Raw genomic sequence first — 25,931 nt, forward strand, 5'->3', positions numbered from 1 at the left:
CCTAGGATCGCCGGTGCGACAGGCTTTTTTCACTTTCCCTTCCGGAATTGCTCGACGCTCGCTATCGTGAGTGACGTTAGGCGAATATCAATCCCCGGAAAGGACCGAGTGGAGATGGCTGAAAAGTCGAAGAAAACGCCTAAGAAAATGCCTAGGCAGATGGACCGGCAGCAGCAGCAACAGCGCCAGGATCAAAACCAGAACCAGGGCATGAACCGCCCAGGCGCAGACGGCCAGCGTATGCCGAACCAGCGCCAGTCCGACGATGATCGGCGCGATGCCGACCAGCGCAGGATGGGCCAGAACTAACTGATCCGCACCGCGAGCCGCCGGTTCACCGAACCGGCGGCCGCGGTTGTGGTCGTTGCGGGGCCGAGCGGTAAGCGGAACTCGTTGCGGAGTAAGCAGATCGGCGCTTACCTCCGAGGTAATTGTCCGGCACCAGCACGCGGCCTACGTTCGGGTCGACGTCGTGATCCGCCGACGCCACCGACGACGGGAGCCGCCCATGTCCGCCTATGGCTTCGCCCACCTGCGCGCCCGCAGGCCACACCCCGACATTCTCGAGTACCTGGAGCGCATTCAAGACACGCTCGATCCGTTCCACGGCCGCTTCGTCATCCACGGACCGCCTGCGGAGGTCGTGGAGGGCGACTGGCCGGGCAGCATGGTGCTGCTCAAGTTCCCTGATCTGGATACCGCACGAGCCTGGTACCACTCCCCCGCGTACCAGCGGATCATGCACCTGCGCACCGACCACATCGACGGCGATCTGCTGCTGATCGAGGGCGTCGAACCCGACTACGACCCGCGTGCGCGGGCCACGAAGTTGCGGGCGGAGGCCGCAGCCGGGTAACCCGGCGCACTGGCTCGTCCGGTTCCGGCCGACTTTCTCGGAGCCATTCTCGTCCGATACCGTTGACCAGGCACAACACGGTTCCACGCGACGAAGGATGCGCCTGATGGACGACAGTTCCCTGAGCTGGGACGACGGTGCGCTGGTCACCATCGACCAGCGCGGACTGCCGCACGAGGTCCGTGAGCTGCGGCTCGACACGGTCGACGCGGTCATCGACGCCATCCGGGTGCTCGCCATCCGTGGCGCGCCCGCCATCGGGATCGCGGGGGCGTTCGGCGTGGTCATCGCGACCGCCGCGCACACCGTCGACGGCGTGGTGGACGAGGCCAGGGTGCACGCCGACGCCGATCGCATCGCGGCCGCGCGGCCGACCGCGGTGAACCTCGCGTGGGCGGTGCGGCGCGTGCGCGCCAAGATCGGGCAGGGCGCCGATGCCGTGCTCGCCGAAACGCTGGACATGCTCGCCGAGGACGGCCGGGTCAACCGGGCCGCCGCGACGCACGCCGCCGACCTGGTGCGGGAACTGTGCCCGGACCGGCCGTTGCGGGTGCTCACCCACTGCAACACCGGTCGGCTCGCGACCAGTGCGTTCGGTACCGCGATCGGCACACTGCGGGTGCTGTTCGAGCGCGGCGCGATCGAGACTGTTCTGGTCGATGAGACCAGGCCGTTGCTGCAGGGCGCACGGCTCACCACCTGGGAGCTCGCCGAGGCGGGTATCCCGCATCGGCTGACCATCGATGCCGCGGCGGCCTGGGCCATGGCGACCGGGCAGGTCGACTGCGTGATTGTCGGCGCCGACCGGGTCACCGTGAACGGTGACGTCGCGAACAAGATCGGCACGTATTCGCTCGCGCTCGCGGCGCGCCATCACGGTATTCCGTTCATCGTGGTCGCGCCGGAATCGACCAGGGACCCGAACATGGCGACCGGGCGCGACATCGTCGTGGAGGAGCGGGCGGCCGCCGAGGTGATCGGATTCGGTGGTGTGGCAACGGCTCCCGAAGGGACCGCGGTGTTCAACCCGGCGTTCGATGTGACGCCGGGCGAGTTGGTGACGGCGGTGGTCACGGAACTCGGTGTGGTGCATCGCTCGGACGCGACGACAGTGTTGAAGTCGACCCGATCTGTCGCCCCGGGCGATCACCGGCTGCCGGACGCGGTGGGTACAGCGACCACCGGTAGTCCCTTGCCCAGCAAGGCGATCGCAGATATCGCGCGCGGTCTGTATCAGCGGGGTTGGATGCCGGGCACCGCGGGCAATATCTCGGTGCGGACCGGCGCCACCGCCGTGATCACCGGCAGCGGGTTGTCCAAAGGTGAACTCACCGAACACGATATGGTGACCGTCCGGGTCGCGGACTCGGCACCGGTGGCCGGGAGCCGGAAACCCTCGGCGGAGACCACGATTCACACCGCCGCCTATCGCGCCACCGCAGCGCAGGCCGTCGTGCACATCCATCCGCCCTGTGCCACCGCGCTGGCCACGCGAGCAGGCGGCTCCGACGAGGTGACCTTCCTGCGGATCACCGACTACGAGCTCATCAAGGGCCTCGGCGGCAGCGACCCCGCGGTCATCGATATCCCCGTGTTCCCCAACTGGCCCGACGTGCCGCGCATCGGCGCCGACATCGAGCGCTATCTCACCGCCCACCCCGCCGCTCCCCCGGTCCTGTTCATCACCGGTCACGGGATCACCGCGTGGGGGGACAATCTTTCCCAGGCGCGTGATCGTGCCGAATGCCTGGAGGCGCTGTGCGAGCTGGTCGCCCGCACCGGTCGCAGGCAGGCGTTCGGGTCGCGCGAGGAGACTCTCGAGATTGGACTGACATGACCTTGCTCCAGGTGATGGCCGCCGACAACGCGGCCGACGTACGGGTGCGGACCACCGACGACGCGGTGATCGGCACCGAATTGGCAAAGCACGGCATAACTTTCGGCCGGTGGCCGGTGGTGGACAACGCGGCGTCGATCGCCTCCGACGAGCTGCTCGCGCACTACGCCGACCAGGTCGCCGAGCTCAACGAGTCCGGGCGCTACCAGCACATCGACATCGCCCGCATCCATCCGGACGACGCCGACCCCGAATGGCCGCAGACCGCCGCGGGTGCGCGGGCGAAGTTCCTCGACGAACATCGGCACGCCGAGGACGAGGTCCGCTACTTCGCCGCAGGCCGCGGCTGCTTCTATCTGCATCTCGGGCAGGAGGTGCTGGCCGTGGTCTGCGAAGGCGGTGATCTGCTTTCGGTGCCCGCGGGCACCCTGCACTGGTTCGACATGGGCAGCAGGCCCGACTTCATCGCCATCCGCTTCTTCGAGGAAGAAGACGGCTGGGTGGGCGACTTCACCGGCGACCGGATCAGCGCGGGGTTCCCGACCCTCGATGAGCTGCTCGCCACCTCATGATCACCACCGTCGTCGTCGACATCGAGGGCACCACCAGCCCGACCAGCTCGGTCCGCGAAGACCTGTACGGCTACACCCGCGAGCGTCTTCCAGCGTGGTTGGCCGAGAACCGCACGGGCGCAGCGGCTCCCATTCTCGCTGCGGCCAAGGAGCAGGCGGGGCAGCCGTCGGCCGACACCGATGCGGTCGCGGCGATACTGCGCGGCTGGCTCGACGCCGACGTCAAAGCCGAGTCGCTCAAAGCCGCCCAGGGGCTGATCTGCGCGGAGGGGTTCCGCAACGGCGCGCTGCACGGGGAGTTCTTCGCCGATGTACCGCCTGCGCTGCGCGCCTGGCATGCGGACGGTCTCGCGGTGTACGTGTATTCGTCGGGATCGGTTCGCAATCAACAGGATTGGTTCACTTTCGCGCGCGGCGGCGAATTGGCCTCGCTGGTCCGCGGCTACTTCGACCTGTCGACGGCGGGCGGCAAGCGCGAGCCGTCATCCTACGAGAAGATCGCGGGGGCGATCGGCGTCTCCGGTGATCGGATCCTGTTCCTGTCCGACCATCCGGACGAACTCGACGCGGCCGTCGCGGCCGGCTGGCACGTCGTCGGCCTCGCCAGGCCCGGCGAGCCCAATCCGCCTCGGCCACCGCATCGTTGGGTGGATACGTTCGCTGACATCGATCCGGGCGCCGAGTAAGCGGATCAGCCCAGCGACTCGACGATCTTCGTGATCCGACGGGCGCGGGTATCCGCGCGCTTGGCGTCGGTGACCGCCGTGACGTGTGCGCGGCGGCGCGAGTAGGACAGCTTGTCGAAGGCATCGCGGCGCCCCGCGGCGCGCAGTGCGTCGGACAGGTCGTCCGGGACGTCGACGGTGCGTTCGGCGTCGTCGCGGGTTACCGTCACCAGCACCGTGTCACCTGGCGCCTTATTCAGCTCGGTACGGATCGCCTTCAGCATGCCGAGGCAAGGTCCGGAACCCATGTCGACGATGGAGCCGCGGTAGTCGACGCCGTCGAAGGCCGCCTCGACCGGGATGCGGCCGCCGCCACCGAGCGCCGCGACGACCTCCGTTGGCACAGCGACGTACGCGCCGCCGCCGACGGCGGACTCGATTCTCGCTTCGAATCGCATGGACCGACGATAGCCCCTGAGCCGCGAGGACCTCGGGATTCAGGGTGTTCCCCGATAGCAGGGGTGCGCCGGTCCGGCCTACGGTGAGCGTCGGTCGGTCATCGGTGGAGGTAGCGTGCGGCGTCAGGTTTCGGATCGGTCGGCCGCGGCCGTGTTCACTGTGCTGGTGCTGGGAGTCGCGGTGGCGACAGCCGAGGTGGCCGGTGGGTTGCTTCTGGCGTTGTCACCGGTGGTGGTCACCGTGCTGCTGCTGGCGTGCACTCGGGATGGCCGCACAGGGTGGGATCGGGTCGGGTTGTCCCGCAGCGGGATTCGGCAGTGGCCGCTGGCCGTCGGCGGAAGTGTCGCGGTGTCGGTGGTGGCCACGGGTCTCGTGGTGCTACTCGGCTACGCGTCGTTCACCTCGCCCGCCTCGGACATGTGGATGAATATGCTCGTGCTGGCGATTACCGGGCCCATTCTCGCGTTCGCCGAGGAAATCGGTTGGCGCGGTTACCTTCTCCCACGAGTGCTGTGGTTGGGCGAGCGACGGGCCATGGTGCTCGTCGGCGTGGTTTGGGCGGCTTGGCATCTGCCGTACATCCTCTTCACCCCCTACTATCACAGCGAAGGCAATCGGCTGCTTACCCTTTCACTGTTCCTCGGGAGTGTGCTCGCGTTCTCCTTCTTCTTCGGTTATCTGCGACTCGCCTCGGACAGCGTGTGGCCGCCGGTGCTCGCGCACTTCGCGCACAATTGGGCCTTCGCGGTGCTGCCCGCGATCGTGGCGACGCAGCATCCCGTGGTGTTCGGGGAGTACCTGGCGGGTGACACCGGGCTGTTCGTCCTGCTCGGTACGGGTCTGCTTGCCTGCCTGCTCGCGGCGGTGTGGCGACGGCAGGTGGTGATCTCGGAACGGCCGGCGGTCAGCGGCAGGATTTGAGCGCCCGCCTCGCGGTGGAGGCGGGCGATCGGTTCAGGCGTTGTCGTACGCGTCCTGGAGGGTTTTGATGTCGAGCTTGGACATGCCGCGCAGGGCGGTGCCGACGGCGATGGTCTTGGCGGGGTCGTCGCCGCTCATCAGGTGTGGCAGCACGGCGGGGGTGACCTGCCAGGACAGGCCGTAGCGGTCGGTGAGCCAGCCGCACGGGCCCGGCTCGCCGCCCTCGGTCAGGGCGTTCCACAGTCGGTCGATCTCGTCCTGGGTTTCGACGATCAGTTGCAGCGAGGCCGCGTCGGTGAGCGGGTGGCCCGGGCCGCCGTTCATCAGGGTGACCGGGTGGCCGTCGAGTTCGATCGCGACGATGAACGCCGTCCCGTCCGAGTTGCGGGCGACGTCGACGATCCGGGAGTTCGGTACCAGCGTGGTGTATTGGGTGGCGGCTTCCTCGGCGGCGCTGTCGAACCAGAGGAAAGTGTTCACGGACATGATGGGCTCCTTGCCGGTGGTGTGTGACTTGCTGTCACCCTCTGGTCGGAGCCGTTTTCGCTGTCTCGACCTATCTCGCCGAAATTTCTCGAGATTTTTCGACCGTGCTTGTCAGCGAGGCGGCAGCTGGTCGAGATACGGCCGGATCGCCTTCTCCGCCTTCTCCGAGTAGTCGAGTCCATCCGCCGTCGCGACCTCCCTGGCGAGCTCACCGAACAGGTCCGCCGTCGCCTGCGCCTGCCGCAATGGATCACCGATCGCGAAGATTCGCTCCACGCGCTCCCACACCCCCGGTGCCGCCCACTGCCGCATCTTGGTGCCCGCATGCCACACATCGTGCCCACTGCCGTGCCGCGAAATCGCATGCCATTCGATCATCGTCAACAACAGTTCCTTGGTCTCCCAGTCCCGAGACTTCACCACCCACAGCTCACCCCGCGCCGAATACCTCGGCAGATGGGCGATCTCGAACCAGAACTCCGCACACAGCGCCCCGAACTCCTCCTGATCGGGCAACTCGCCCACCGGCGCCGACCCGGTCGCCGCAGGCAGCCCCGCCGCCGCCCCATCCCGATCGAACAGCACCTGATATCCCCGCTCATGCAGCTCGTCGAGACCGCCCTCGACCATCTCCCCCAACCGCTCCACCGGCACCACCTGAAAGTCGACCTTCACCCCGCCTTCGAAGAACACCAGATGCGCCGGATTGTCATAAGGCCCCGCCAACTCGACATTCACCCACACCTCCCCCAACTCCCGCACCCACCCGTCCTCCCCCGAGTACTCCTCGACATCCGTGGTGTACAGCTCGATGTCGTGGTCCGACAGCGCATCCACCGCCCCATCCCCCCGCGCCCGCGACCCCGTCCGCAACACCACCCGAATATCGTCGCGCCCCCGAGCCCACTCCACCACCCGCCCCACTATCGGTTCGTCCTCAGCAATCCCCATCAGCGAGCGATCCATGATCGCCGATCCTGCCCGACGGACCTCGGGGTGGCAACGAACCACTGGCGCACTCTGCGGCATCGAGTTCGAATTGGCTTCGCGCCGCTCCGTAGGCAGCTCCAGCCCCTGACCGATTCATGACTTCGGCACGCAGGACCGCCCAACGCACATGTTCTCCTCGGGGCGAAGGACCGATCAGTGTCACTCGGCCCCGAAAAGATCGGCGATGCTGGTCACTGTCGCCGAGCGTCGGAGCCACAGACGGAGTACCTCGCGATCTTCACACGAGGTGATGCGAGCCCGCGCATCGGGTGGAACCTCGATCGATCGCTCAGCCAGGATCTCGAGAATGCTGCCCGCGACTCCCTTTACCTCCCCCTTGGCCTGTCCCTCGACTAGTCCCTCGGTCCGGCCCTCTTCCCGCAGGCGCTGCGACGTCTCCGAACGGAAGAACGATGGGTCGATCGACATCAGGTGCCTCCAAGTCTGGGCGGCCGGGCTCTTGCCCAGGCCGAGTTCGGTGAGTTCGGCGATGACGTGGGCGTCCTCCTCGTCGATCCCCCGCAGTGCGGAGGCGAGCGCCTTCAGTATCTCACCGATGCGAGGGTCTTTGGCATGTGTCATCGCGGAGAGTGCGGTGAGCGCGATGTCGCCGACGGCCTTGTCGGGGTCGGTCACCACGGGCACGTTTTCCGGGCCGAGGACCAGGGGACGCATAGTGAGGCTCGACCAGAACGGCAGGCCGAACGCTACGGGGCGCGCCGCCCACAGTGCGGTGGCGTGATCGTGACACACGACAAGCAGCAGGGCGGGGAGGCGGTACTTCGCGTGAGCATGCGCCAAGTAGTACGCCCATGCCGAAGGTTTGGCAGGGTCGTCCTCGCCCTGCGCTTCGACCAGAAGCAGAAACTGACCCGTAGCCGTGGTGAACCGTAATAGGGTGTCTACACGGCGCTCCAGTGGTCTGACTTCGGTGAGATCCGTTGGTAGCAAGACCACTTCGGTTGGATCGTCTATTGGAACGTCCAACGCGCGGAATGCGCGCGCGAACATTGTTGGGTCGTGCTGAAAGATCCGGTGCATCGCCTCGTGCTGGGAACCGACCATGCCGCCGAAAGTACCTCGAGATTCGAAAATATGTTCGATTAACATTTCGTGACAGCTAGATTCGAGTGAGCAGTCGAGGCGAGGTCGCCTTCTAAGAGGCAGCTGAATTCTGACTTCCGTTAGGGGATTCGGGGTGGTTTGTCGTGATTGCCGGGATGGGGGGACCTGGGTCGGGAGAGTTCATCCAGTGTTCGTGCTTGGCTTGCGGTGTCGAGTTGCTGGGGGCTTGCGGGGAGGACAGCATCGGTGGGTATGGGGTCGAATCCGCTGAATCCTGTTGGTGATGTTCCGGAGACCGGGATACCGGGTGGGCTGTCTGCTGAGATGACCATGGCTGAGCAGCATGAGTGGCATCGGGAGTATCTGCGGCGGCATCGGGTTTCGCGGCGGAATGTGTTGCGGGGGGCGGCGGCCGCGGCTGCGGTGGCGGCGGTGGGGACGTCGCCGTTCGGGCGGCGGGCTTATGCGCAGGATGCGCCGTTGGCGGTCGGGGGGCGGCATGTGGGGTTCGGGGCTGAGGCGACCAGTCAGCTGCGGTTCGCGGGACAGTTGTCCAGGCGACCTGCGGGTACCAAGGTGTTTCTCGAGCATGGGCCGACGCCGGCGCTGGGCGCGACGGTGGAGGCGGAGGTGCGCAATCTGCTGACGCAGGTGCCGACCAGCGATGGGGGCGTGCTGGCGGCTGAGCAGTTCTATGTGCACGCGCCGGTGGACGGGTTGCCGGGGCGGGTGCCGCACTACTATCGCTGGCGCACTGCGGACGGGTTCGCGAGTGATATCCGGGCCGCCGCGACAGCGATGTCGACCGCGCGGGCGGCGATCGTGCCGTTTCGGTTCACCATGATGGGCGATCAGGGGACCGACGAAACGCCGGCGTTGCCATCGGGTGTCGCGCCTGGTGATTACGACGACAAGTACTACCAGGCAGACAACGATCCGAATGTCCCGCACGCCACCAACGTGCTGCGCCAAATCGCCAGAGCCAAACCGGATTTCCATATTTTGGCGGGCGACATCGCTTACGCCGACCCGTCCGGCGCGGGCAAACCGAACCAATTCGTATCGCACGGCGCGAAATCGGCGCACGGCTTCGACAAGTTCAATCCGTACGTCTGGGATGTCTATTTCGGCGCCATCGAGGTGAGCGCCGCCCAGACGCCGTGGATGTTCGCCACCGGCAACCACGATATGGAGGCGATTTACGGCGCGCACGGCTACGGCGGTCACGCGGCGCGCCTGGACTTTCCCGGTAACGGGCCGGCCGGCTGCCCTTCGGCGTACTCGTTCACCTACGGCAATGTCGCGGTGCTCTCGCTCGACGCCAACGACGTCTCCTACGAGATTCGCGCCAACACCGGGTATTCCGAGGGGGCGCAGACGAGTTGGGTGGAGCGCACCCTCGCCGCCTACCGGGCGAACCCCGATATCGATTTCCTGGTGTGCTTCTTCCACCACTGCGCCTATTCGACGACCGACGCGCACGCCAGCGACGGCGGCGTGCGTGACGCCTGGGTCGCGCTGTTCGACCGCTACCAGGTGGATCTGGTGTTGCAGGGGCACAATCACGTTTTCGAGCGCACCGACCCGATCCGCGGCAATGTCGCGACGAAGGTCGCGGGCGACAATTCGGTGGTGTACCCGGAGACCGATGGCACCGTGTATTACACGGTCGGCGGCGGTGGCAGGCCGCGCTACGACTTCCAACCGGGCTCGCGAGAGTCTTACCGCGGCAACGAGTTACCGGACACGTCCGTGCCGAACAGCTATGTGTGGGCGCCCGGCGGCGACAAGCAGGCCGAGGCGGCGCCGTGGTCGCGGGTGCGATTCCGCAACTATTCGTTCCTGCGCGTCGACGTCCGTCCCGGCATCTTCGCCAGCGAGATGGATGTTGTCGCCGTCGACGAGTACGGCCACGAATTCGACCGGGTCACCTACCGCAGGCAGGTGCGCGGCTGACCCGCGCAGGCGGGGCCGTCCTACTTCTTTTTCGGCGGTAGCGACCGCGCGTAGCCGACCCCGCGGTCGACCCACTCGCGCAGCACGGTGTCGTCGTCGGCGGCCTCTGGGGTGACGCGCAGCCAGCCGACCATTTCCCGGCCGCCCATCACCATGGGCTCCACGAACTCGTTCGCGAGCAGCCTGTCGCTCTCGGCTCGGTCGACCCGGACCAGCAAGCCGCCTTGCCCGCTGGCCGCCACCGCCATATTGCCGCCGATCAGGAAGGCCAAACCGCCGAACATCTTGCGCTCGGACAGCTCCGGCCCCGGCTTGATCAGCAGCCGGATGCGATCGGCCAACTCCTCGTCATATGCCATAGCGGAATTGTCGACCCTGGCACCGACAGATTCGCGGCGAAACCCTCAGGCGCCGATCGCCGCGGCGAACAACGGCCAGGACAGGTGCACGTCGTCTTCCCAGTAGGTCCAGGCGTGGGTGCCCGCGGGGCGCAGGTTGGCGGTGACCGGTATGTCGAGTTGGTGCAGCCGATCCACGAACGGACGGGTGCAGCCGCCGATGACGGTCTCCATCACACCCCCGACGAGCATCCGGTCGAGCAACCGGAGCGGGTTGCCGTCGACGCCGCGGTCGCCGATGGTGTCGTGCTCCCCCGGTGCGCCGGTGCCCGACGAAACATACAGCGCCACACCGCGCAAGCGCTCAGCGTTCAGCATCGGATCGTGCTCGGCCCAAGCCGGGCTCTCCGGCCCACCCCACATGTTCGCTGCGTTCGCGCCGAACACCGCGAGCTGCGAGGAGACGTACGCCTGCGCCACCGAGTCGCTGGTGCGCGGGCACCCGCTGTACGCGCCGACCGCCTGGTAGAGACCGGGTGCGCCGGTGGCCAGGTTCAACGCCGAGGTCGCCGACATGGACAGTCCCGCAATAGCATTGCGGCCCGTCATGCCGAACCTGTCCTCCAGCAACGGCGGCAGTTCGCGGGTCAGGAAGGTGGCCCACTGGTTGCGGCCGAGCACCGGGTCGTCGCGCAGCCAGTCGGTGTAGTAGCTGGCGCGCCCGCCCATCGGCACGATCACGTTGACGTTCTTGTCCGCGAAGAACTCCGCGACGTCGGTGCGCCGCATCCACGGTCCGCCGTCCTCGCCGCCGTCGACCGCGTTGAGCAGATACAGCGCGGGCGCGCCGGCGCCGGGGTGCGACATCCAGAGCGTGATGGGCTTGTTCATCGCCGCCGAGTGCACGACGACCTCGATTTGCCGCCCGCCGAGCGGGCGTACCTCGAGGATGCGGGAGTCGGGATCGGCGGCGGCCGGACCGGCCGGGACGATCGCGGCGACGACCGCGAGAAGAGGGACCAGGCATCGCATCAGCCGGCGCATGCCGTCGAGTATCTCCCAGGGCCGCCGGGACATCCGGCATTCACCGGGCGTGTTCGGGCAACGAATGAACGCCCAGTTCGGTGGCGACGCCTTCCGCGATCACCGGCATCCAGCAAACGACCAGCGACGGAGGGTCGCCGCTACGCACTCGAACCGTGCACCGCGCGCTGCCGCACCGCGACAGGCACCGCGGTGCGCTCCAGATGCCGCGCCAGTATCGGGCCGATCACGCCGACGACATCGGTGTTGGTGAGCTGGGCATGCGTCGCGGGCACCGGATGCTCGATGAGGTCGCCGGTGATGTACGGCCGCCAGATCTCGGCGCCGAACAGCTCGGTGACACCGCGCGTGGCCGAAAAGTACAGCAGGTCACCGTCGAAGACGCCGGGCTTATAGCTGTGCGAGAGCGCGACGCCGTCCACGTACCCGCGGTGCAGCCGTTCCAGTTGTGCCGCCGTCAGGCCGGTACCGAACGACGCACCGGCACCGGCCAATTCGTCGGCGGCCTCGGCGGCCGTCAGCTCCGGGGCGGCGTCGCCGTCTTCGGGTTCGTCACCGAGCAAGTGCGTCAGCAGATCTCGCATCCGAGGCGCAGGCGGCGGATCGACGCCGTCGGGGAAGACGACGCTGTCCAGCATGGCCAGCACCGCCACCCCGGCGCCGCGGGCGCGCAGGCGCACCGCGACGGCGTGCGCGATCTGGCCGCCGAGGGACCAGCCGAGCAGGTGGTACGGCCCGTCCGGCTGGACGCGCAGCATGGCGTCGACGTAGTTGTCGGCCAACTCGTCGATGGTGCCGAGCGTGCGCAGCGGCCCGGTCAGCGTCGGCGCCTGCAGGCCGTACACCGGCCGGTCCGTGATGTACCGTGCCAACCCGGCGTAGCACCAGGCCAGCGGGACCGCCGAGTGCACGCAGAAAAGCGGCGGCCGGGTTCCGTTGCGGCGCAAAGCGAGCAGCACACCCAGCGCGTCGTCGTCGCTGGTGTCGGTGCCGTCGTAGGCGGTGATCCGATCGGCCAGCGCCCGCACGGTCGGCGCCGTGTACAGCCAGCGCACCGTCACCGGCACGCCGGTCGCCGCGGCCAATTCGGCCGAGACCGCCACTGCGAGTATGGAATTCCCGCCGAGTTCGAAGAAGTCATCGTTCAGGCCGACCATGGAACGGCCTGTCGCCGCGCCGACCCGCTCGGCGACCAGACGCTGAATCATGTTCTCCGGGGCGCGATACGGGCGCTGCACGATGATCGACGGCGGCAGGGCGGCACGGTCGAGTTTGCCGTTGCTCGACACCGGCAGCCGGTCGAGTTCGATCAGCGCCGAGGGCACCAGCGCGGCGGGCAGCGTCGCGCGCAGCCGGTGCAACGTAGCCGCGGGGTCGAACGCTACGCCGGGGGCCGCCACCACGTACCCCACCAGTCGCGCCTCGGGGCGACCGGCGTCGGCGACCGTGACCACCGCGTACTCGATGTCCGGTCCGGCGAGCAGCGCCGCCTCGATCTCGGCGGGCTCGATCCGTCGTCCGCGCACCTCGACCTGGTCGTCGACGCGACCGAGGAACTCGAACACTCCGTCGGGTCCCGCGCTGACCAGATCGCCGGTGCGGTACAGCCGCCGCCCGACCCCGAACGGATCGGCGATGAAGCGCACCGCGGTGCCCGCCGGATTGCGAACATAGCAATCGGCGACGCCGATGCCGCCGAGGTACAGCTCGCCCCGGGCACCGTCGGGCAGCCGCCGCAATCGCGCGTCGAGCACCACCGCGAGCACCCCGGGCAGCGCGCGCCCGATGGTCACCGGCGCATCGATCGCCATCGCCGCGGTCTCCGTCGCCATCACGGTGGCCTCGGTCGGCCCGTACCCGTTGAACAGTCGCACATGCGGCGCCCATTCGCGCACCAGCTTCGCCGGGCACGCCTCGCCGCCGATGGCCACCACCGCGAGGCCGGGCACCTCCGCGGGCGCGAGCGTGGCAAGCACCGCCGGGGTGGTCAGGTAATGCGTGCAGCCTGTCGCCCTGAGCAGCCGCGCCAGCTCGGCGCCGGAGACCACCGAGGGCGGCTGCACCACCAACCGCGCGCCGGACGCGAACGCCGCGAGGATATCGAGTAGGTGCGCGTCGAAGGACGGGGCATGCGAATGCAGCACCACCGATTCCTTGCCGACACCCCAGTGCTCGACGATGTAATCGGTCAGCGAACCGAGGCCGCGATGGCTGACCGCCACCCCCTTCGGCCGCCCGGTCGTGCCCGAGGTGTAGATGAGGTAGGCCGGGTGGTCGGGCCGCAGGGCGCGCGGCCGCTCCGCGTCGACCACCGGAGTCGCCGACCGGCGCGCTATCTCCGCCATGCACCGCGGATCATCGAGCACCAACCAGTCGATGCCACACCCGGGGGCACCGCGCGCGTCATCGTCGCTCGCGTCGTCCGCGTCTGTCGCCGGGTCGAGTCGGCCGAAGAACCCGGTGTCGGACGGGAACCCCTCCCGAACCGCGCTGATCGTAATTCCCTGCCGTGCCCGGGAATCCGCGATCACGGTGGCGATCCGCGAGACCGGGTCGGCCGGATCGACCGGGACGAAGCAGGCGCCGGTCTTCGCGACCGCCCACAGGGCCAGCACCGATTCCAGCGATCGCGGGACCGCGACCAACACGAACTCACCCGGACGCGCACCGCCCGCCATCAACTCGCGCGCCAGTCGCGAGGACGCCTCGTCCAGTTCGCGATAGCTCATCGCGCGGGTATCGTCCTGCACCGCAACAGCATCCGAGGCCGCGTCGGCGCACAGCAGTTCCGGCAGCACCCGCACCGGCCCGGCGGGCGGCGCGACTACCGGAGCGGGCCCGCCGCCGTCGACCGCGACAATCGGACAGTCGGGCGCCGCGGCGAGGAAACGGCGGAAGTACTCCAGGAACAAGCGGTGCTGCCACACCACCGTGTCGTGGCGGTAGCGCGCCGGGTTGGCCTGGAAATCGATGCTGACCGAGCGGTCGTCCGGACCGGCCTGGTAGCCGTTGACCATCAGATCCTCGACCGGTCCGAGCGCGAGCAGCCGGGCCTGGCCGGTCAGCGGGCCGAGCCGGAGCGGTTCGGCGAAGCCGAGGACATTGACCAGCGGCCCGAATCCGCTGCCGAGGCCTTGATCCCGGCCGCTGTCGCGGCGCATGTCCTCGAATCGGTAGCGCTGGTGCCGCAAGGCGCCGATGACGGTCGACCGGACCTGGGCGATGACGGCGCCGACGGTGCTGGTGTCGAGCCCGGATAGTCGCAGCGGCACCACATTCGACAGCGAACCGGCCGATCGGCGTAGCCCCGCGGTGGTGCGCGCGGGAACGGGCAGGGTCAGGCAGATCTCCCCGTTACCGGTCATCCGCGCCAGGAAGCAGGCGAAGGCCGCGAGGGCCAACTCCGGGAACGTCGCACCGTGGCTCGCTCTGGCGGCGGCGAGCAGCTCCGCGGTGGCGGCGTCGACGGTCGCCGTCACCCGGTGCGGCCGCGCCTGCGGTGCGGCAGGTTGGCCTGCCAGGCTCACCGGCGCGCCGAGTCCGGCGAGCCGGTCCAGCCAGTAGTCCCGATCGACCGCTCGGCGTGGTGAATCCCGGTAAGCCTGTTCGGTCGCCAAGATCTCCGGCACCGAGAGCGCCGGAAGGTCCTGCGCCGAACCAGCTTCGGCGCGATCCGCAGCACCATTGGACCGCGCAGTGCCGTTCGACTGCACAGCGCCGTCCGACTGCACAGCACCATCCGACCGCACAGCACCATCCGACCGCACAGCACCATCCGACCGCACAGCACCATCCGACCGCGCAGCACCGTTCGACCGCGCAGCACCGTTCGACAGCACCGCACCGTCGCGCCGCGTGGATTCGCCCGCCGCTTCCCGTGTTCCGGTCGATGCCGGATGGTCCGCGGACCGCCATAGCACTCGTCCGGCGGAACGGCGGCCCGCGCCGACCAACCGGCCGGCGTCGAGCAGCGCGGTGTCGCTCGTCCCCTGCACTACGCGCGGCTCGGTATCTCGCTGGGCCGCAATGACTTCGGCGCGATAGAGCTCCCCGGTGCGACGCAGCACGGCCGCGGCGCCGAGCCCGTCCAGTATGAGGTGGTGGCTGCGCAGATACAGCAGGTGGTGTTGCGGCGCTGCCCGGAAGAGGGTGGCGACGGTGTGGTCGTCGGTTCGCGGATCCAGCGGTGCGCCGTAGTCACGCTCCATCGCGGCGAGCGCGGTGGCGACCGGGTCGCTGTCGGTCGACAGGTCAACGACCTCGATCGGCAGCTCCGCGTCGGGGTCCACATACTGCCGCGGCTGCCCGTCGACGGTCCGCAGTCGCACGTGCGGTGATTCGAGTTCCCTGGCCGCACGCCGGGCACAGCGCGTCATCAGCGCTATGTCGAGCGGGCCTGCGAGATCCAGGTACATCGCGACGGTGAGCGGCACCTCGGGTTGCAGTTGCTGGGCCACCCACCAACTCTGTTGCACGGTCGAGAGGGGGTACATCGGCTGCGCCGTGGCATCGCCAGGCGCGGCGTCGTCGGCTCCGGTCAACACGCCTCCCATGCATTCGGAAGCCACCGCTGAATCGTTTCTCGGGCAAACCTACGGCATCCGGGCCCGAACTCACCGGAATTGCAGCATGATCGGCGCGTGCAAGGGCAGCTGCCAGCGCGGACAGCAGCCATCGGGGCCGCCGGATCCGACCAGCATCTGACCAGGCTTGTCAGCTGGCATACACCCTGCTATGTGAGACCGCTCCCTCGACGGGAGGGTCGTCGTGGGAGCCGTTCCACTCGCACGGCATCGTGGCCGTCGGGCGGCACGAACATCCCTCGGCGCACCGTGTCGGCACACCGCACGCTCGAACCGTTGAGCTCAAGCGGCGCGGGTCCGCACCAGCTCCCGTGCGGCCGCGCGATAACGATCGGCAATGAGCCGGACGACGGCGGGGTGCACGCCGATGGGCTCGGCGACACCGTCGGCCCCCGCCTCGTGCAGGCGTTGCTGAAACAGGCCGTGCGCCAGCAGATACGACGCGACGAAGACCCGCTGCGAACCCGATTCGCGCAGCGCGGCAACGACTTCCGCGACCCGCGGCGCACCGGTGGCGATGTAACCGATGCGGACCGGTGTATCGAGGTGCTCGGCGAGCATGGCGGCGGCCCGGCGAACATCCTGGCGGGCACGGGCATCGGAGGATCCGGCGGCCGCGAAGACGACCGCGTCACCGGGCCGCCAGCCCGCGGCCCGCAGCCGCATGGTCATGATCCGGGCCAGTGCCGGGTCCGGGCCCATGGCCGGGGTGACGGCCACCGCGGGGTGCCCACTCTCGGACACTTCCCGCGGCACGTCCTGGTAGACGTGGTAGCCGGAGGCGAGGAACGCCGGAACGACCACGGCGGGAACGGATTCCCCCACCGCGTCGCACAGATCACGCAGCACCTCGGCCGGCGAGGGACCGAGCACGTCTACGAAAGCGGTCCGCACCGCCGGGTCGGGTAGCTCGGCGTCGCGCCCCGAAACCGCGACGCCGAGCTCCCTGGCCACCGCCTCGGCCAGCGCGGCGATCATCTGCACCCCACGGGTGCTCCTGGTGCCGTGAGCCACCAGCACCAGGGCCGGCGTCGTCACAACGACCCCATCGTCTGCACGTACCGCGTCGGCGCGCCGGGCGCCTGCGGCCCCGACAGCTCGGGGCGCGGATTGTTGTCGATGCATTCGGCCGCGTCCAGCGCCAGTCGATAGCCGCGCTTGACCACGGTCTGAATCGCCTTCGGCGCACCGAGTCCGGCCCGCAGCCTGGCGATCGCGGTCTCCACGGCGTGCGTGTCGTCACCGCCACCGGGCAGCGCGGCGAGCAGGTTCTCCCGGGAGACGACCCGGCCCGGCTGGCGCGCCAGCGAACGCATCAGCGCCATCGGCGCGGGTGCCAGCTGGCGCACCTCGCCGTCGACCACCACGCAGCCGCCGCGCACGCTGAGCGTGTGGCCCGCGGCGTAGATCCGGTTGGCCCGCCGCGGCAGTTCCTCGGCGACGTGGCGAGCCAGCGCACCGAGCCTGGCCCGGCCCGGCATCGACGTCGCCACGCCGAGCTCCTCCAGCGGCGCCGCGGTGATCGGACCGACGCAGGCGGCGAGCACCCGGCCGCGCAGCGCGTGCAGCACGCCCTCGAGCAGCCCGGTTTCCTTGGCCCGCATCAACATCGACGCCACGGCGGGCGCACTGGTGAAGGTCACGCAGTCCAGGTTCGCGGTGACGATGGCCTCGATCAGCTGGTCCATCGGACCCTGATCCTCCGGCGGCATCCACCGATACACCGGCACCGGCACGACATCCGCACCGGCACAACGCAGTACCTCGCAGAAGTCGGGCACCGGCTCCCACTCGGTGGTGGCGCCGTGCAGCTGCACCGCGATCCGCACGCCCTCCACGCCCTCGGCGAGCAGGTGATCGAGCACCTCCGCCGACGACTCCGAGGCGGGCGACCATTCCTCACGTAGTTCGGCGGCGCGGATGGCGCCCTTGGCTTTCGGGCCGCGCGCCAGCATCCGGGTGGCGCCGAGCGTGGCGCGCAACTCCTCGGCGACGCCCCAGCCTTCGGCGGCCTCCATCCAGCCGCGGAAGCCGATGCCGGTGGTGGCCACCGCGATCTGTGGCGGCTCGACGATGAGCTGGCGGGTCACCCGCTCCAGCTCGGTGTCGTCGGCCAGCGGAATTATGCGAATGGCCGGGGCCGACACGATGTCGGCGCCGCGCCGGACGAGCAGCGTGGCGAACTCGTCGGCCCGTCTGGCCGCGGTGATGCCGATGGTGAATCCGGCAAGGCAGGGGCCCGGCTCGATGGTTGTCATGCGTTCATCCGTCCGAGGAGGCGAGCCCGGCGGCGACCGGCTCGTTGGAGATCGACACGATGCCGTCGGCTACGCGGACCGCGTACACCGGCAGCGCCGCCGATTCGTCGTCCAGGCAGCGCCCGTCGACGAGGGAGAACGCCTGCTTCAGCAGTGGTGAGGCGACGACAGGGACACCGCCGCGGTCGCCGACGATGCCGCGCGACATGACCGCCGCGCGTCCGATCGGGTCGATGTTGCCCACGGCGTAGAGCATGCCGTCGGACAGCAGGAACAAGGCGGCCTGACGGCCACCTTTCAGCAGCACCGCAACGCCGCGGCCGGGGATCAGGTAGTCGAGCCGGCATGCCTGCGTCCAGCCGGTGGCGGTCGTAGCGGCAAAACCGGGGGTATCGATCACGGTCATCGGTGTCATCCTCCAAACGCCTTACCCATTGGTACAGGCGTCCTGTTTCTATGCGGTTAAGCCGTCATTTCCCGTGCGTGGCGACGGGCACGTCGGGCATGCCGAGCAACACCGGTACCTTGCGTTCCCCGGTTTCGTCGAAGGCGATTGTGGGATCGGTCTCATCGGGGGCATTGACGAAGGAAACGAACCGCGACAGCTTCTCCTCGTCCTCCAGCACGGCCGCCCACTCGTCGCGGTAGCCAGCGACATGCTGGGCCATCACCGCCTCCAGTTCCTCGGCGATGCCGAGGCTGTCCTCGCAGATCACCTGCTTGAGGTAGTCGATGCCGCCCTCGAGCGCCTCCTGCCACGGCGCGGTGCGCTGCAGCCGGTCGGCGGTGCGGACGTAGAACATCAGGTACCGGTCGATGTATTTGATCAGGGTCTCGTCGTCGAGGTCGCCGGCGAGCAGCACCGCGTGCTTCGGGGTGAGGCCGCCGTTGCCGCCGACGTAGAGGTTCCAGCCGTGCTCGGTGGCGATCACGCCGACGTCCTTGCCCCGCGCCTCGGCGCACTCGCGCGCGCAGCCGGACACGGCCAGCTTGAGCTTGTGCGGGGAACGCAGTCCGCGGTAACGCTTTTCGAGCAGCACGGCCATGCCGACCGAGTCCTGCTGGCCGTAGCGGCACCAGGTGGAGCCGACGCAGCTCTTCACCGTGCGCAGCGACTTGCCGTACGCGTGACCGGACTCCATGCCGACGTCGACAAGACGCTGCCAGATCTGCGGCAGCTGCTCCACCCGCGCGCCGAACAGGTCGATCCGCTGACCGCCGGTGACCTTCACGTAAAGATCGAAGTCCTTGGCGATCTGGCCGATGGTGATGAGCTGATCGGCGGTCACCTCGCCGCCCGGCATCCGCGGCACCACCGAGTAGGTGCCGTTCTTCTGCAGGTTGGCCAGGAAGTGGTCGTTGGTGTCCTGCAGCGCGGCCTGCTCGCCGTCGAGGATGTGCTCGCTGGAGGTCGAGGCCAGGATGGAGGCGACCGTCGGCTTGCAGATGTCGCAGCCGGTGCCCTTGCCGTACTTGGCGATCAGGCCGGAGAAGGTGCGGACGCCGGTGACCTGGACGATCTGGAACAGCTCGGCGCGCGACTGGGTGAAGTGCTCGCACAGCGCCTTGGACATCTCCACGCCGGACTGCTCGAGCAGCTTCTTGAGCATGGGAACGCAACCGCCGCAGGAGGTTCCGGCGGTCGTGCACTTCTTGATGCCCGGGATATCGCAGGCACCCTCGGCGATGGCGCCGCAGATCGCGCCCTTGGACACGTTGTTGCAGGAGCAGATCTGCGCGTCGTCGGGCAGCGCGTCGGCGCCCAGTTCCGCACCGGCGGGCGAGATCAGCGCGGCGGGCTCGGCGGGCAGCGGCCGCCCGACCAGCGGACGCAGCGCGGCGTAGGCGGTGGCGTCGCCGACCAGGATGCCGCCGAGCAGGATCTGCGCGTCATCGGAGACAACGAGTTTCGCGTAGGTGCCCTTGGCGGCGTCGTGCAGCACCACCGACAGCGCGCCCTCGGTGGTGCCGTGCGCGTCACCGAAGCTGGCCACGTCGACGCCGAGCAGCTTGAGCTTGGTCGACATGTCCGCGCCGGGGAATTCGCCTGCGCCGCCGAGCAATCGGTCGGCGACGATCTCGGCGGTGGTGTAGCCGGGCGCGACGAGGCCGTAGCAGGTGCCCTCGACCGCGGCGCATTCGCCGATGGCCCAGATGTTCGGATCCGAAGTCTGCAAGCCGAGGTCGGTGCTGATGCCGCCGCGCGGGCCGACCTCGAGTCCACTGTCGCGGGCGATCTGGTCGCGTGGGCGGACGCCCGCCGAGAAGACCACGAGCGAGGCCTCGATGACCGAGTCGTCGGACAGGCTGACCCGGATGCCGTTGTCCCCCTGCTCGATCGAGGACGTGCCGACGCCGGTGTGCACGTGCAGGCCGAGATCGGTGACCAGGCGCTCCAGGATCGCGCCGCCGCCCTCGTCCACCTGGGCGGGCATCAGCCGCTGGTTGTACTCGACCACGTGCGGGGTGAGGCCGAGCAGCCGCAGCGCGTTCGCGGCCTCCAGGCCGAGCAGTCCGCCGCCGACCACCACGCCGACCGCGCCGGGTCCGGCGGCTTCGGCGGCCGCCCGGATGCCGTCCAGGTCGTCGATGGTGCGGTAGACGAAGCATTCCGGGCGATCGTGGCCGGGCACCGGCGGCACGAAGGGATAGGAGCCGGTGGCGAGCACCAGCGCGTCGTAGGCGATGGTGTCGCCCGCCGACGTGGTGACCTTGCGGGCGTCGCGGTCGATCGACTCGGCGCGCTGGCCGAGCCGCAGCTCGACGAGCGCGTCACCGTCGTATTCGTTGCCGGGCAGGGCCAGCGCCGCGGTATCCCAGGCGCCGACGTAGGTCGACAGACCGACGCGGTCGTAGGCGGGCAGCCGTTCCTCGCTGAGCACGACGACCTGCCACTGTCCTGCTTCGTCGCGCGAGCGCAGTGCCTCCACGAACCGATGCCCGACCATGCCGTGGCCGACGACGACCGCGGTCTTGCGCAGGGCTGGTTCGACTGAGTGATTCGTCGACGTGCTCAAGAAGGGCCTCCCAAGATCCGGTTGGCCCCACGGTAGGAAACAGGTATTGCCGCCATGCTGCGCGCGATGACCGGCGCATCAACGGTTGCTCACGGACCCCGATTCACCAGGGTGAGCTCGGCGCAATGTGGCGCGGCGGCGACACGCCTTTTGCGCACGTCATCGCGGGCCGACCTCGGATCGGCCGACCGGTGCGGGCTGACGCGCACAGCATGAACGCCGCCGCATCACCCCGCAACTCGAGCCGGGAATCAACTCCAGGTGTCTTCGAGCATCCGCGGCTTGCAGGCCTGCCAGGCACCGGCGAGCAGCACCAGCACGGCCACCCCGAGCAGTGCGAACGGGGCGATCCAGCCGCCGGTCGCCGAGTGCAGCACGCCGAACAGCAGCGGTCCGATGCAGGCGACCGCGTAGCCGACGCCCTGGGTGAAGCCGGACAGTGCCGCGGAGCCACCGGGGGTGTTGGTGCGCAGGTTGATCAGGGTCAGCGCCATCGGGAAGGTGCTCGGGCCGAGGCCGAGCAGCACCACCCACAGGATGGGCACGCTCATCGGCGCGACGATCAGGCCTACGAAGGCGGCGACGAAGAAGACCGCGCAGCCGATCACGACGGGGAAGGGATTACGGAATCGGGTGACGACCGTCGGCGCGCTGAGCGCCGCGACGAGACCGACCACCGCGAACAGCGCGAGCATCGACCCGCCGAACCCGGCGCTTGCTCCGGCGTCGCTGAGGATCTTGGGCAGCCAGGTGAACATCGCGTAGGTGATCAACGACGTCATACCGAACATGCCCGCCATGCCCCACGCCACCGGGGACCGCCAGACCCGCCCGGTGCGCGGCGCGTCGGTCGCGCCGAGCGCGGTGGTGTCGTGCAGGTCGCGGCCGCGCCGGTCGCGCAGCACGCCGAGCCAGGGCACCACGGCGGCGAAGCCGAGCACCGCCCACAGGCCGAGCGAGATGCGCCAGCCGTGCGCGTCGGCGACCGGGACCGCGACGAACGCGGGCACCACGGTGCCGAGCTGCACCATCACGATGTAGAGCGAGCTCACCACGGCGACGCGATCGGCGAAGTACCGCTTCACCAGCGGCGGGATCACCACGTTGCCGATGCCCATGCCTGCCAGCGCCAGGGCGGAGAAGACGAGCAGTTCGGCGGTACCCGACAGCAGCACCCGGACCAGCTGGCCGGTGCCCGCCATCAGCATGGCGATCAGCGCGGTGCGCTCCAACCCGAGCCGCTGGACCAATACCGGCGTCAGCAGGCCGGACAGCGCGAACATCGCGGTCGGGATCATGCCGAAGACACCGACCACCGCGGTGCCGAAGCCGACGTCGTCGCCGATGCGTTCGGCCAGCGGACTGAACGCGGTGACCGCGACCCGCAGGGTGAGCGCCGACATAACGATGGCGGCTAGAACGAGCAGACGCCCCTCCGTCAGCGCGCGTCGGCGCTGCTCGACCTGCGGAGATTCCTGTCCGGTCGGAGTTTTCTGGAGGGTTGCAGTCACTGCGAAATCATAGGATGACAGGATGATAGGAGGCAACGATTTGTGATGAGCGGTACTCTATGGCAGTGCAACCAGTCCGGCGCACCAGCCTCATCGCCCAGGTCACCGAGCAGCTGCGTGCCGAAATTCGTTCCAGCCGTTGGCCCATCGGGTCCCGCATCCCCACCGAACCGGAGCTGACCGAGCTCACCGGAACGGGTCGAAACACCGTGCGCGAGGCCGTCCAGGCCCTCGTGCACGCGGGGATGCTGGAGCGACGCCAAGGCTCGGGAACCTACGTGATCGCCTCCTCCGACCTCGGCGGCACCCTCGGCAAGTACTTCGCCGACGCCGAAGAGCGCGACGTCCTCGAACTACGCCTGGCGCTGGACACCACCGCAGCCGCGCTGGCCGCGCGCCGCCGCGACGACGGCGACATCGCGAACCTCCTGCAGCTGCTCGCCGAGCGTGACAAGGCCTACGACGAGGACAACCCGGCCGCGATCGAGTCCGACGTCGAGCTGCACCGCGCGATCGTGGTCGCCAGCCACAACGCGGTCTACCTCGAGTTCTACGACTCGCTGCTGCCGATCATCGAGCAGGTGATCCGGGCGCGGACCTTGAAGTCCGACGACTCCTACCCCGAGGAGCACGCCGAGCTGGTGCACGCCGTGATCGACGGCGACCCCGAGCGCGCCGCCTCCGCGGCCAGCTGCTTCCTCGAGTCGCTCATCGCCGAGTATCCCGACGTTCGTTGACCCAGCCCCTGCGGACGGCAAGTGAAGATCCACTCACTTGCCGTCCGTTTCGCATGTGAGTCGGAATTGCCTGGAACGTCACGCGTAGCCACGGAGCCGCAACAAGCGGCCCCTACGTTGTGAAACGACCTAGAAAGGCAACTCGACTCCGCCGGCGGCGCCAGCCGCGATGAGGGCCGGTCGAGTGCGAACGAGAGGAAGCCGATGACTGCCATCGCAGCCGCCACCGGCACCGAGTCGACCACTGCATCCGAGACCTTCCAGCACCAGACCCGCGGCCGCTGGCTGGAACACTGGGAGCCGGACAATCTGAAATTCTGGGAGTCCGGTGGCGCGCGGACGGCACGCAAGAACCTGATCTTCTCGGTGTTCGCCGAGAACCTCGGCTTCAGCATCTGGGTCATCTGGGGCACCGTGGTGACCAGCATGGGCGCCGCGGGCTTCCCGTTCCTCGAGGGGCTCGGCAAGGGCAATCCGACGGCCGTCAGCAACGCGCTGCTGCTGTCGTCCACCCCGACCCTGGTCGGCGCCGCCCTTCGTATCCCCTATACCTTCGCGATTCCGAAGTTCGGCGGCCGGGCCTTCACCGCGTTCAGCGCGGCGATGCTGCTCATCCCCACCCTCGGGCTGGCGTACTTCGTGAACCAGCCGGGCACGCCCATGTGGGTCTTCATGATCCTGGCGGCACTCGCCGGTGTCGGCGGCGGCAACTTCTCCTCGTCGATGGCCAACATCAACTTCTTCTTCCCGGAGAACAAGAAGGGCGCGGCGCTCGGCATCAACGCCGCGGGCGGCAATCTCGGTGTGGCACAGACCCAGCTGGCGTTGCCGCTGCTGATCACCCTCGGCACGCACCTCACCGCCAAGGATGCGGCGGGCTACCGCTTCGGCATCACCCTCTCGGTGCTGGTGTGGATCCCGTTCATCCTCATCGCGGCCTTCGGCGCGCTGCGCTACATGGACAGCGTTGCCAGCGCTAAGTCCGACGGCAAGTCCTACCGCCTGGCGCTGACCAACCGGCACACCTGGGTGATGGCGCTGCTGTACATCGGCACCTTCGGCTCGTTCATCGGGTTCTCCTTCGCCTTCCCGACGCTGATCAAGGCCAACTTCCCTGAGCTGGCCAAGATCGGCTGGATCAGCACCATCGGCAACCTGGCCTTCCTCGGCGCGTTCGTGGGATCGTTCAGCCGTCCGTTCGGCGGCTGGGTGTCCGACAAGGTCGGCGGCGCCAAGATCACCGTGTGCGTGTTCGGCGGCATGGCCGTCTCGGTCGCGCTGATCATGGCCGCGCTGGAGCTGAAAAGCTTCCCGCTGTACCTGATCTCGTTCCTGCTGCTGTTCGTGATGACCGGCATCGGCAACGGCTCGACCTATCGGATGATCCCGACCATCTTCAGCGCGATCTCCAAGAAGTACGCTGCCGAGCACGGTCTGGACCTCACCGAGTCGACCGCGTCGGCCCGGCGGCAGGCCGGTGCCGCGATCGGCGTGATCGGCGCGGTGGGCGCCTCGGGCGGCTGGCTGTTGCAGCAGGCGTTGCGGCTGTCCAACATTCACTACCACTCGATGGCGCCCGCGTTCTGGGCCTACGCGGTGGCGTTCCTGCTGATGGGCGCGGTCACCTGGTGGTTCTACCTGCGGTCCTCGTTCGCGGTGCAGCGGATGCCGTCGCTGGCCTACGCCAAGGTGTAACCGGCACAACGCAACACGCACGTCGGTCGTCGAAAGGCACGCCAGCCGTAAGGCTCGTCTTTCGGCGGCCGGCGTTTTCGTGTGCGCTACACCATCAGTCGGACCATGTCGGCTGTGCGCGCCAAGCCCGGGAACGCCTCCGGCGTCGACCGTGGATGCAGCGCGTGTACCGCGAGCCGGAACATGACCGCGCGCAACAACATCTGCGGCCACTCCGGCAGATCGCGCCAGCGCTCCAGCAGTCCGTCGTCGGCGCCGCCCCAGGCCAGCGCGTCCACCACGATCACCCCGGCCGCCCACGGCGCGGGCCGCCAGTACGGCGTGATGTCGGTGAGGCCAGGGGTGTGGGTCCCGGCGAACAGCACCGTGCCGAACAGGTCGCCGTGCACCAGCTGGGCGGGTGTCCGCACCGGCTTGCGCAGGGTGGCCAGCTGACCGATGAGCTCCATGCTGCGCTGGCCGTCGGGTGAGTCCGCCGAGGGCAGCGTGCCGCCCGCGCGCAGGCTGCGCAGCGGCACCGCCTCCCAGGCGGCCCGGTCGGCGGCGACGAACACGTCCACATCGACCCACGGCGCCACCGGCGGCTGCACCAGGAACCGGGGCCGTTCGAGATGGGTCGTCGCCTGATGCAGGCGCAGCGACACCGAAACCACTTCGTCGTGCCTGGGTTCCGGGATGCCTTCCAGATAGGTGTCGGCGCGCCAGCCGGAGACCACGTAGCGGCCGTCGGTCGCGCGCACCGGCCGAGCCAGGCGCAACCCGTCCACCTTCAGCGTCTCGCGCACCTTCGCCGACCAGGCCGCACGCGCGTGATCGGCGACCGGGCTGAGCACCACGTCCCCGAACCGCCAGCCACCCTCCCAGTCACCCAGCGTGACCGGGGAAACTTCGCGCAGACCGAACGTGGCTCGCACGTGCTCGGGAGGTTCCACAGAAGTCAC

Annotated in this window: 22 protein-coding genes; 9 read left to right on the forward strand and 13 right to left on the reverse strand. The window is 68.8% G+C overall.

Annotated elements, in window-relative coordinates; genetic code table 11:
* Positions 1-114 precede the first annotated feature (114 nt).
* From ACIHA7_RS01880 to mtnC, 5 genes are all read left to right on the forward strand, one after another.
* Positions 115-309: a hypothetical protein gene (locus ACIHA7_RS01880; RefSeq protein WP_194836171.1), complete on the forward strand. Its 195-nt coding sequence runs from the start codon at positions 115-117 to the stop codon at positions 307-309.
* A 199-nt stretch (positions 310-508) separates the two neighbouring features.
* The gene (locus tag ACIHA7_RS01885; RefSeq protein WP_397284561.1) at positions 509-856 is read left to right on the forward strand and encodes a DUF1330 domain-containing protein; all 348 of its coding nucleotides are present in this window, start codon (positions 509-511) and stop codon (positions 854-856) included.
* 106 nt (positions 857-962) lie between these two features.
* Positions 963-2,693, forward strand: a complete 1,731-nt coding sequence (mtnA, locus tag ACIHA7_RS01890) for an S-methyl-5-thioribose-1-phosphate isomerase (protein WP_397284563.1) — start codon at positions 963-965, stop codon at positions 2,691-2,693.
* Positions 2,690-3,265 (forward strand): 1,2-dihydroxy-3-keto-5-methylthiopentene dioxygenase, encoded by a 576-nt coding sequence (locus ACIHA7_RS01895; RefSeq protein ID WP_397284566.1) that lies wholly within the window; start codon positions 2,690-2,692, stop codon positions 3,263-3,265. Before mtnA ends, ACIHA7_RS01895 begins: the two co-directional genes overlap by 4 nt.
* The gene (gene mtnC, locus ACIHA7_RS01900; RefSeq protein ID WP_397284568.1) at positions 3,262-3,951 is read left to right on the forward strand and encodes an acireductone synthase; all 690 of its coding nucleotides are present in this window, start codon (positions 3,262-3,264) and stop codon (positions 3,949-3,951) included. Before ACIHA7_RS01895 ends, mtnC begins: the two co-directional genes overlap by 4 nt.
* A gap of 5 nt (positions 3,952-3,956) precedes the next feature.
* On the opposite strand, the gene ACIHA7_RS01905 is transcribed toward mtnC, so the two are convergent.
* Positions 3,957-4,388 carry a YdeI/OmpD-associated family protein gene (locus ACIHA7_RS01905; protein ID WP_397284570.1) on the reverse strand — a complete coding sequence of 144 codons (432 nt, stop codon included), beginning with the start codon at positions 4,386-4,388 and terminating at the stop codon, positions 3,957-3,959.
* 115 nt (positions 4,389-4,503) lie between these two features.
* Between ACIHA7_RS01905 and ACIHA7_RS01910 the strand changes: the two genes are divergently transcribed.
* Positions 4,504-5,310 carry a lysostaphin resistance A-like protein gene (locus tag ACIHA7_RS01910; RefSeq protein WP_397284572.1) on the forward strand — a complete coding sequence of 269 codons (807 nt, stop codon included), beginning with the start codon at positions 4,504-4,506 and terminating at the stop codon, positions 5,308-5,310.
* Positions 5,311-5,343: 33 nt separating this feature from the next.
* On the opposite strand, the gene ACIHA7_RS01915 is transcribed toward ACIHA7_RS01910, so the two are convergent.
* From ACIHA7_RS01915 to ACIHA7_RS01925, 3 genes are all read right to left on the reverse strand, one after another.
* Positions 5,344-5,796: a VOC family protein gene (locus ACIHA7_RS01915; RefSeq protein ID WP_397284574.1), complete on the reverse strand. Its 453-nt coding sequence runs from the start codon at positions 5,794-5,796 to the stop codon at positions 5,344-5,346.
* A gap of 111 nt (positions 5,797-5,907) precedes the next feature.
* Complete coding sequence (locus ACIHA7_RS01920) at positions 5,908-6,762, reverse strand: aminoglycoside 6-adenylyltransferase (protein WP_397284576.1); 855 nt, start codon at positions 6,760-6,762, stop codon at positions 5,908-5,910.
* Positions 6,763-6,945: 183 nt separating this feature from the next.
* Positions 6,946-7,851, reverse strand: a complete 906-nt coding sequence (locus tag ACIHA7_RS01925; RefSeq protein ID WP_397284580.1) for a hypothetical protein — start codon at positions 7,849-7,851, stop codon at positions 6,946-6,948.
* A gap of 252 nt (positions 7,852-8,103) precedes the next feature.
* On the opposite strand from ACIHA7_RS01925, the gene ACIHA7_RS01930 reads away from it, so the two are divergent.
* Positions 8,104-9,807 carry a metallophosphoesterase gene (locus tag ACIHA7_RS01930; protein ID WP_397284582.1) on the forward strand — a complete coding sequence of 568 codons (1,704 nt, stop codon included), beginning with the start codon at positions 8,104-8,106 and terminating at the stop codon, positions 9,805-9,807.
* Between the two features lie 20 nt (positions 9,808-9,827).
* Here ACIHA7_RS01930 and ACIHA7_RS01935 read toward each other — a convergent pair whose 3' ends face one another.
* From ACIHA7_RS01935 to ACIHA7_RS01970, 8 genes are all read right to left on the reverse strand, one after another.
* Complete coding sequence (locus tag ACIHA7_RS01935; protein WP_397284584.1) at positions 9,828-10,166, reverse strand: TfoX/Sxy family protein; 339 nt, start codon at positions 10,164-10,166, stop codon at positions 9,828-9,830.
* Between the two features lie 45 nt (positions 10,167-10,211).
* Positions 10,212-11,189 (reverse strand): alpha/beta hydrolase, encoded by a 978-nt coding sequence (locus ACIHA7_RS01940; protein WP_397284586.1) that lies wholly within the window; start codon positions 11,187-11,189, stop codon positions 10,212-10,214.
* A gap of 140 nt (positions 11,190-11,329) precedes the next feature.
* On the reverse strand, positions 11,330-15,730 hold the full coding sequence (locus tag ACIHA7_RS01945; protein ID WP_397284588.1) for an amino acid adenylation domain-containing protein: 4,401 nt from the start codon (positions 15,728-15,730) through the stop codon (positions 11,330-11,332).
* A gap of 324 nt (positions 15,731-16,054) precedes the next feature.
* The gene (locus tag ACIHA7_RS01950) at positions 16,055-16,810 is read right to left on the reverse strand and encodes a sirohydrochlorin chelatase (RefSeq protein ID WP_397284590.1); all 756 of its coding nucleotides are present in this window, start codon (positions 16,808-16,810) and stop codon (positions 16,055-16,057) included.
* Positions 16,807-18,030, reverse strand: a complete 1,224-nt coding sequence (locus ACIHA7_RS01955; RefSeq protein WP_107658954.1) for a uroporphyrinogen-III synthase — start codon at positions 18,028-18,030, stop codon at positions 16,807-16,809. The genes ACIHA7_RS01950 and ACIHA7_RS01955 overlap by 4 nt, the downstream gene beginning before the upstream one ends.
* A gap of 4 nt (positions 18,031-18,034) precedes the next feature.
* Complete coding sequence (gene nirD / locus ACIHA7_RS01960) at positions 18,035-18,436, reverse strand: nitrite reductase small subunit NirD (protein ID WP_397284593.1); 402 nt, start codon at positions 18,434-18,436, stop codon at positions 18,035-18,037.
* A 64-nt stretch (positions 18,437-18,500) separates the two neighbouring features.
* Positions 18,501-21,011: a nitrite reductase large subunit NirB gene (gene nirB, locus ACIHA7_RS01965; protein ID WP_397286444.1), complete on the reverse strand. Its 2,511-nt coding sequence runs from the start codon at positions 21,009-21,011 to the stop codon at positions 18,501-18,503.
* Positions 21,012-21,298: 287 nt separating this feature from the next.
* The gene (locus ACIHA7_RS01970) at positions 21,299-22,558 is read right to left on the reverse strand and encodes an MFS transporter (RefSeq protein WP_397284595.1); all 1,260 of its coding nucleotides are present in this window, start codon (positions 22,556-22,558) and stop codon (positions 21,299-21,301) included.
* 65 nt (positions 22,559-22,623) lie between these two features.
* Here ACIHA7_RS01970 and ACIHA7_RS01975 point away from each other — a divergent pair, with 65 nt between their 5' ends.
* A complete protein-coding gene (locus tag ACIHA7_RS01975) occupies positions 22,624-23,295 on the forward strand; it encodes a FadR/GntR family transcriptional regulator (RefSeq protein ID WP_107660875.1) in 672 nt (223 codons plus the stop codon).
* Positions 23,296-23,499: 204 nt separating this feature from the next.
* Positions 23,500-24,990: an MFS transporter gene (locus ACIHA7_RS01980; protein WP_397284597.1), complete on the forward strand. Its 1,491-nt coding sequence runs from the start codon at positions 23,500-23,502 to the stop codon at positions 24,988-24,990.
* 86 nt (positions 24,991-25,076) lie between these two features.
* On the opposite strand, the gene ACIHA7_RS01985 is transcribed toward ACIHA7_RS01980, so the two are convergent.
* On the reverse strand, positions 25,077-25,931 hold the full coding sequence (locus ACIHA7_RS01985; RefSeq protein WP_397284599.1) for a TIGR02569 family protein: 855 nt from the start codon (positions 25,929-25,931) through the stop codon (positions 25,077-25,079).

Origin of the sequence: Nocardia sp. NPDC052316 (assembly GCF_044547795.1) — a bacterium.
Classification (GTDB): domain Bacteria; phylum Actinomycetota; class Actinomycetes; order Mycobacteriales; family Mycobacteriaceae; genus Nocardia.

Bases quoted from the DNA above. Each gene is read 5' to 3' on its own strand.
- ACIHA7_RS01940 (WP_397284586.1), bottom strand. From the start codon at position 11,189: ATGCGCCGGCTGATGCGATGCCTGGTCCCTCTTCTCGCGGTCGTCGCC.
- ACIHA7_RS01935 (WP_397284584.1), bottom strand. From the start codon at position 10,166: ATGGCATATGACGAGGAGTTGGCCGATCGCATCCGGCTGCTGATCAAG.
- ACIHA7_RS01880 (WP_194836171.1), top strand. From the start codon at position 115: ATGGCTGAAAAGTCGAAGAAAACGCCTAAGAAAATGCCTAGGCAGATG.
- ACIHA7_RS01955 (WP_107658954.1), bottom strand. From the start codon at position 18,030: ATGACAACCATCGAGCCGGGCCCCTGCCTTGCCGGATTCACCATCGGC.
- mtnC (WP_397284568.1), top strand. From the start codon at position 3,262: ATGATCACCACCGTCGTCGTCGACATCGAGGGCACCACCAGCCCGACC.
- ACIHA7_RS01915 (WP_397284574.1), bottom strand. From the start codon at position 5,796: ATGTCCGTGAACACTTTCCTCTGGTTCGACAGCGCCGCCGAGGAAGCC.
- ACIHA7_RS01905 (WP_397284570.1), bottom strand. From the start codon at position 4,388: ATGCGATTCGAAGCGAGAATCGAGTCCGCCGTCGGCGGCGGCGCGTAC.
- ACIHA7_RS01895 (WP_397284566.1), top strand. From the start codon at position 2,690: ATGACCTTGCTCCAGGTGATGGCCGCCGACAACGCGGCCGACGTACGG.
- ACIHA7_RS01885 (WP_397284561.1), top strand. From the start codon at position 509: ATGTCCGCCTATGGCTTCGCCCACCTGCGCGCCCGCAGGCCACACCCC.
- mtnA (WP_397284563.1), top strand. From the start codon at position 963: ATGGACGACAGTTCCCTGAGCTGGGACGACGGTGCGCTGGTCACCATC.
- ACIHA7_RS01930 (WP_397284582.1), top strand. From the start codon at position 8,104: ATGGGGTCGAATCCGCTGAATCCTGTTGGTGATGTTCCGGAGACCGGG.
- nirD (WP_397284593.1), bottom strand. From the start codon at position 18,436: ATGACCGTGATCGATACCCCCGGTTTTGCCGCTACGACCGCCACCGGC.
- ACIHA7_RS01925 (WP_397284580.1), bottom strand. From the start codon at position 7,851: ATGGTCGGTTCCCAGCACGAGGCGATGCACCGGATCTTTCAGCACGAC.
- ACIHA7_RS01920 (WP_397284576.1), bottom strand. From the start codon at position 6,762: ATGGATCGCTCGCTGATGGGGATTGCTGAGGACGAACCGATAGTGGGG.
- ACIHA7_RS01980 (WP_397284597.1), top strand. From the start codon at position 23,500: ATGACTGCCATCGCAGCCGCCACCGGCACCGAGTCGACCACTGCATCC.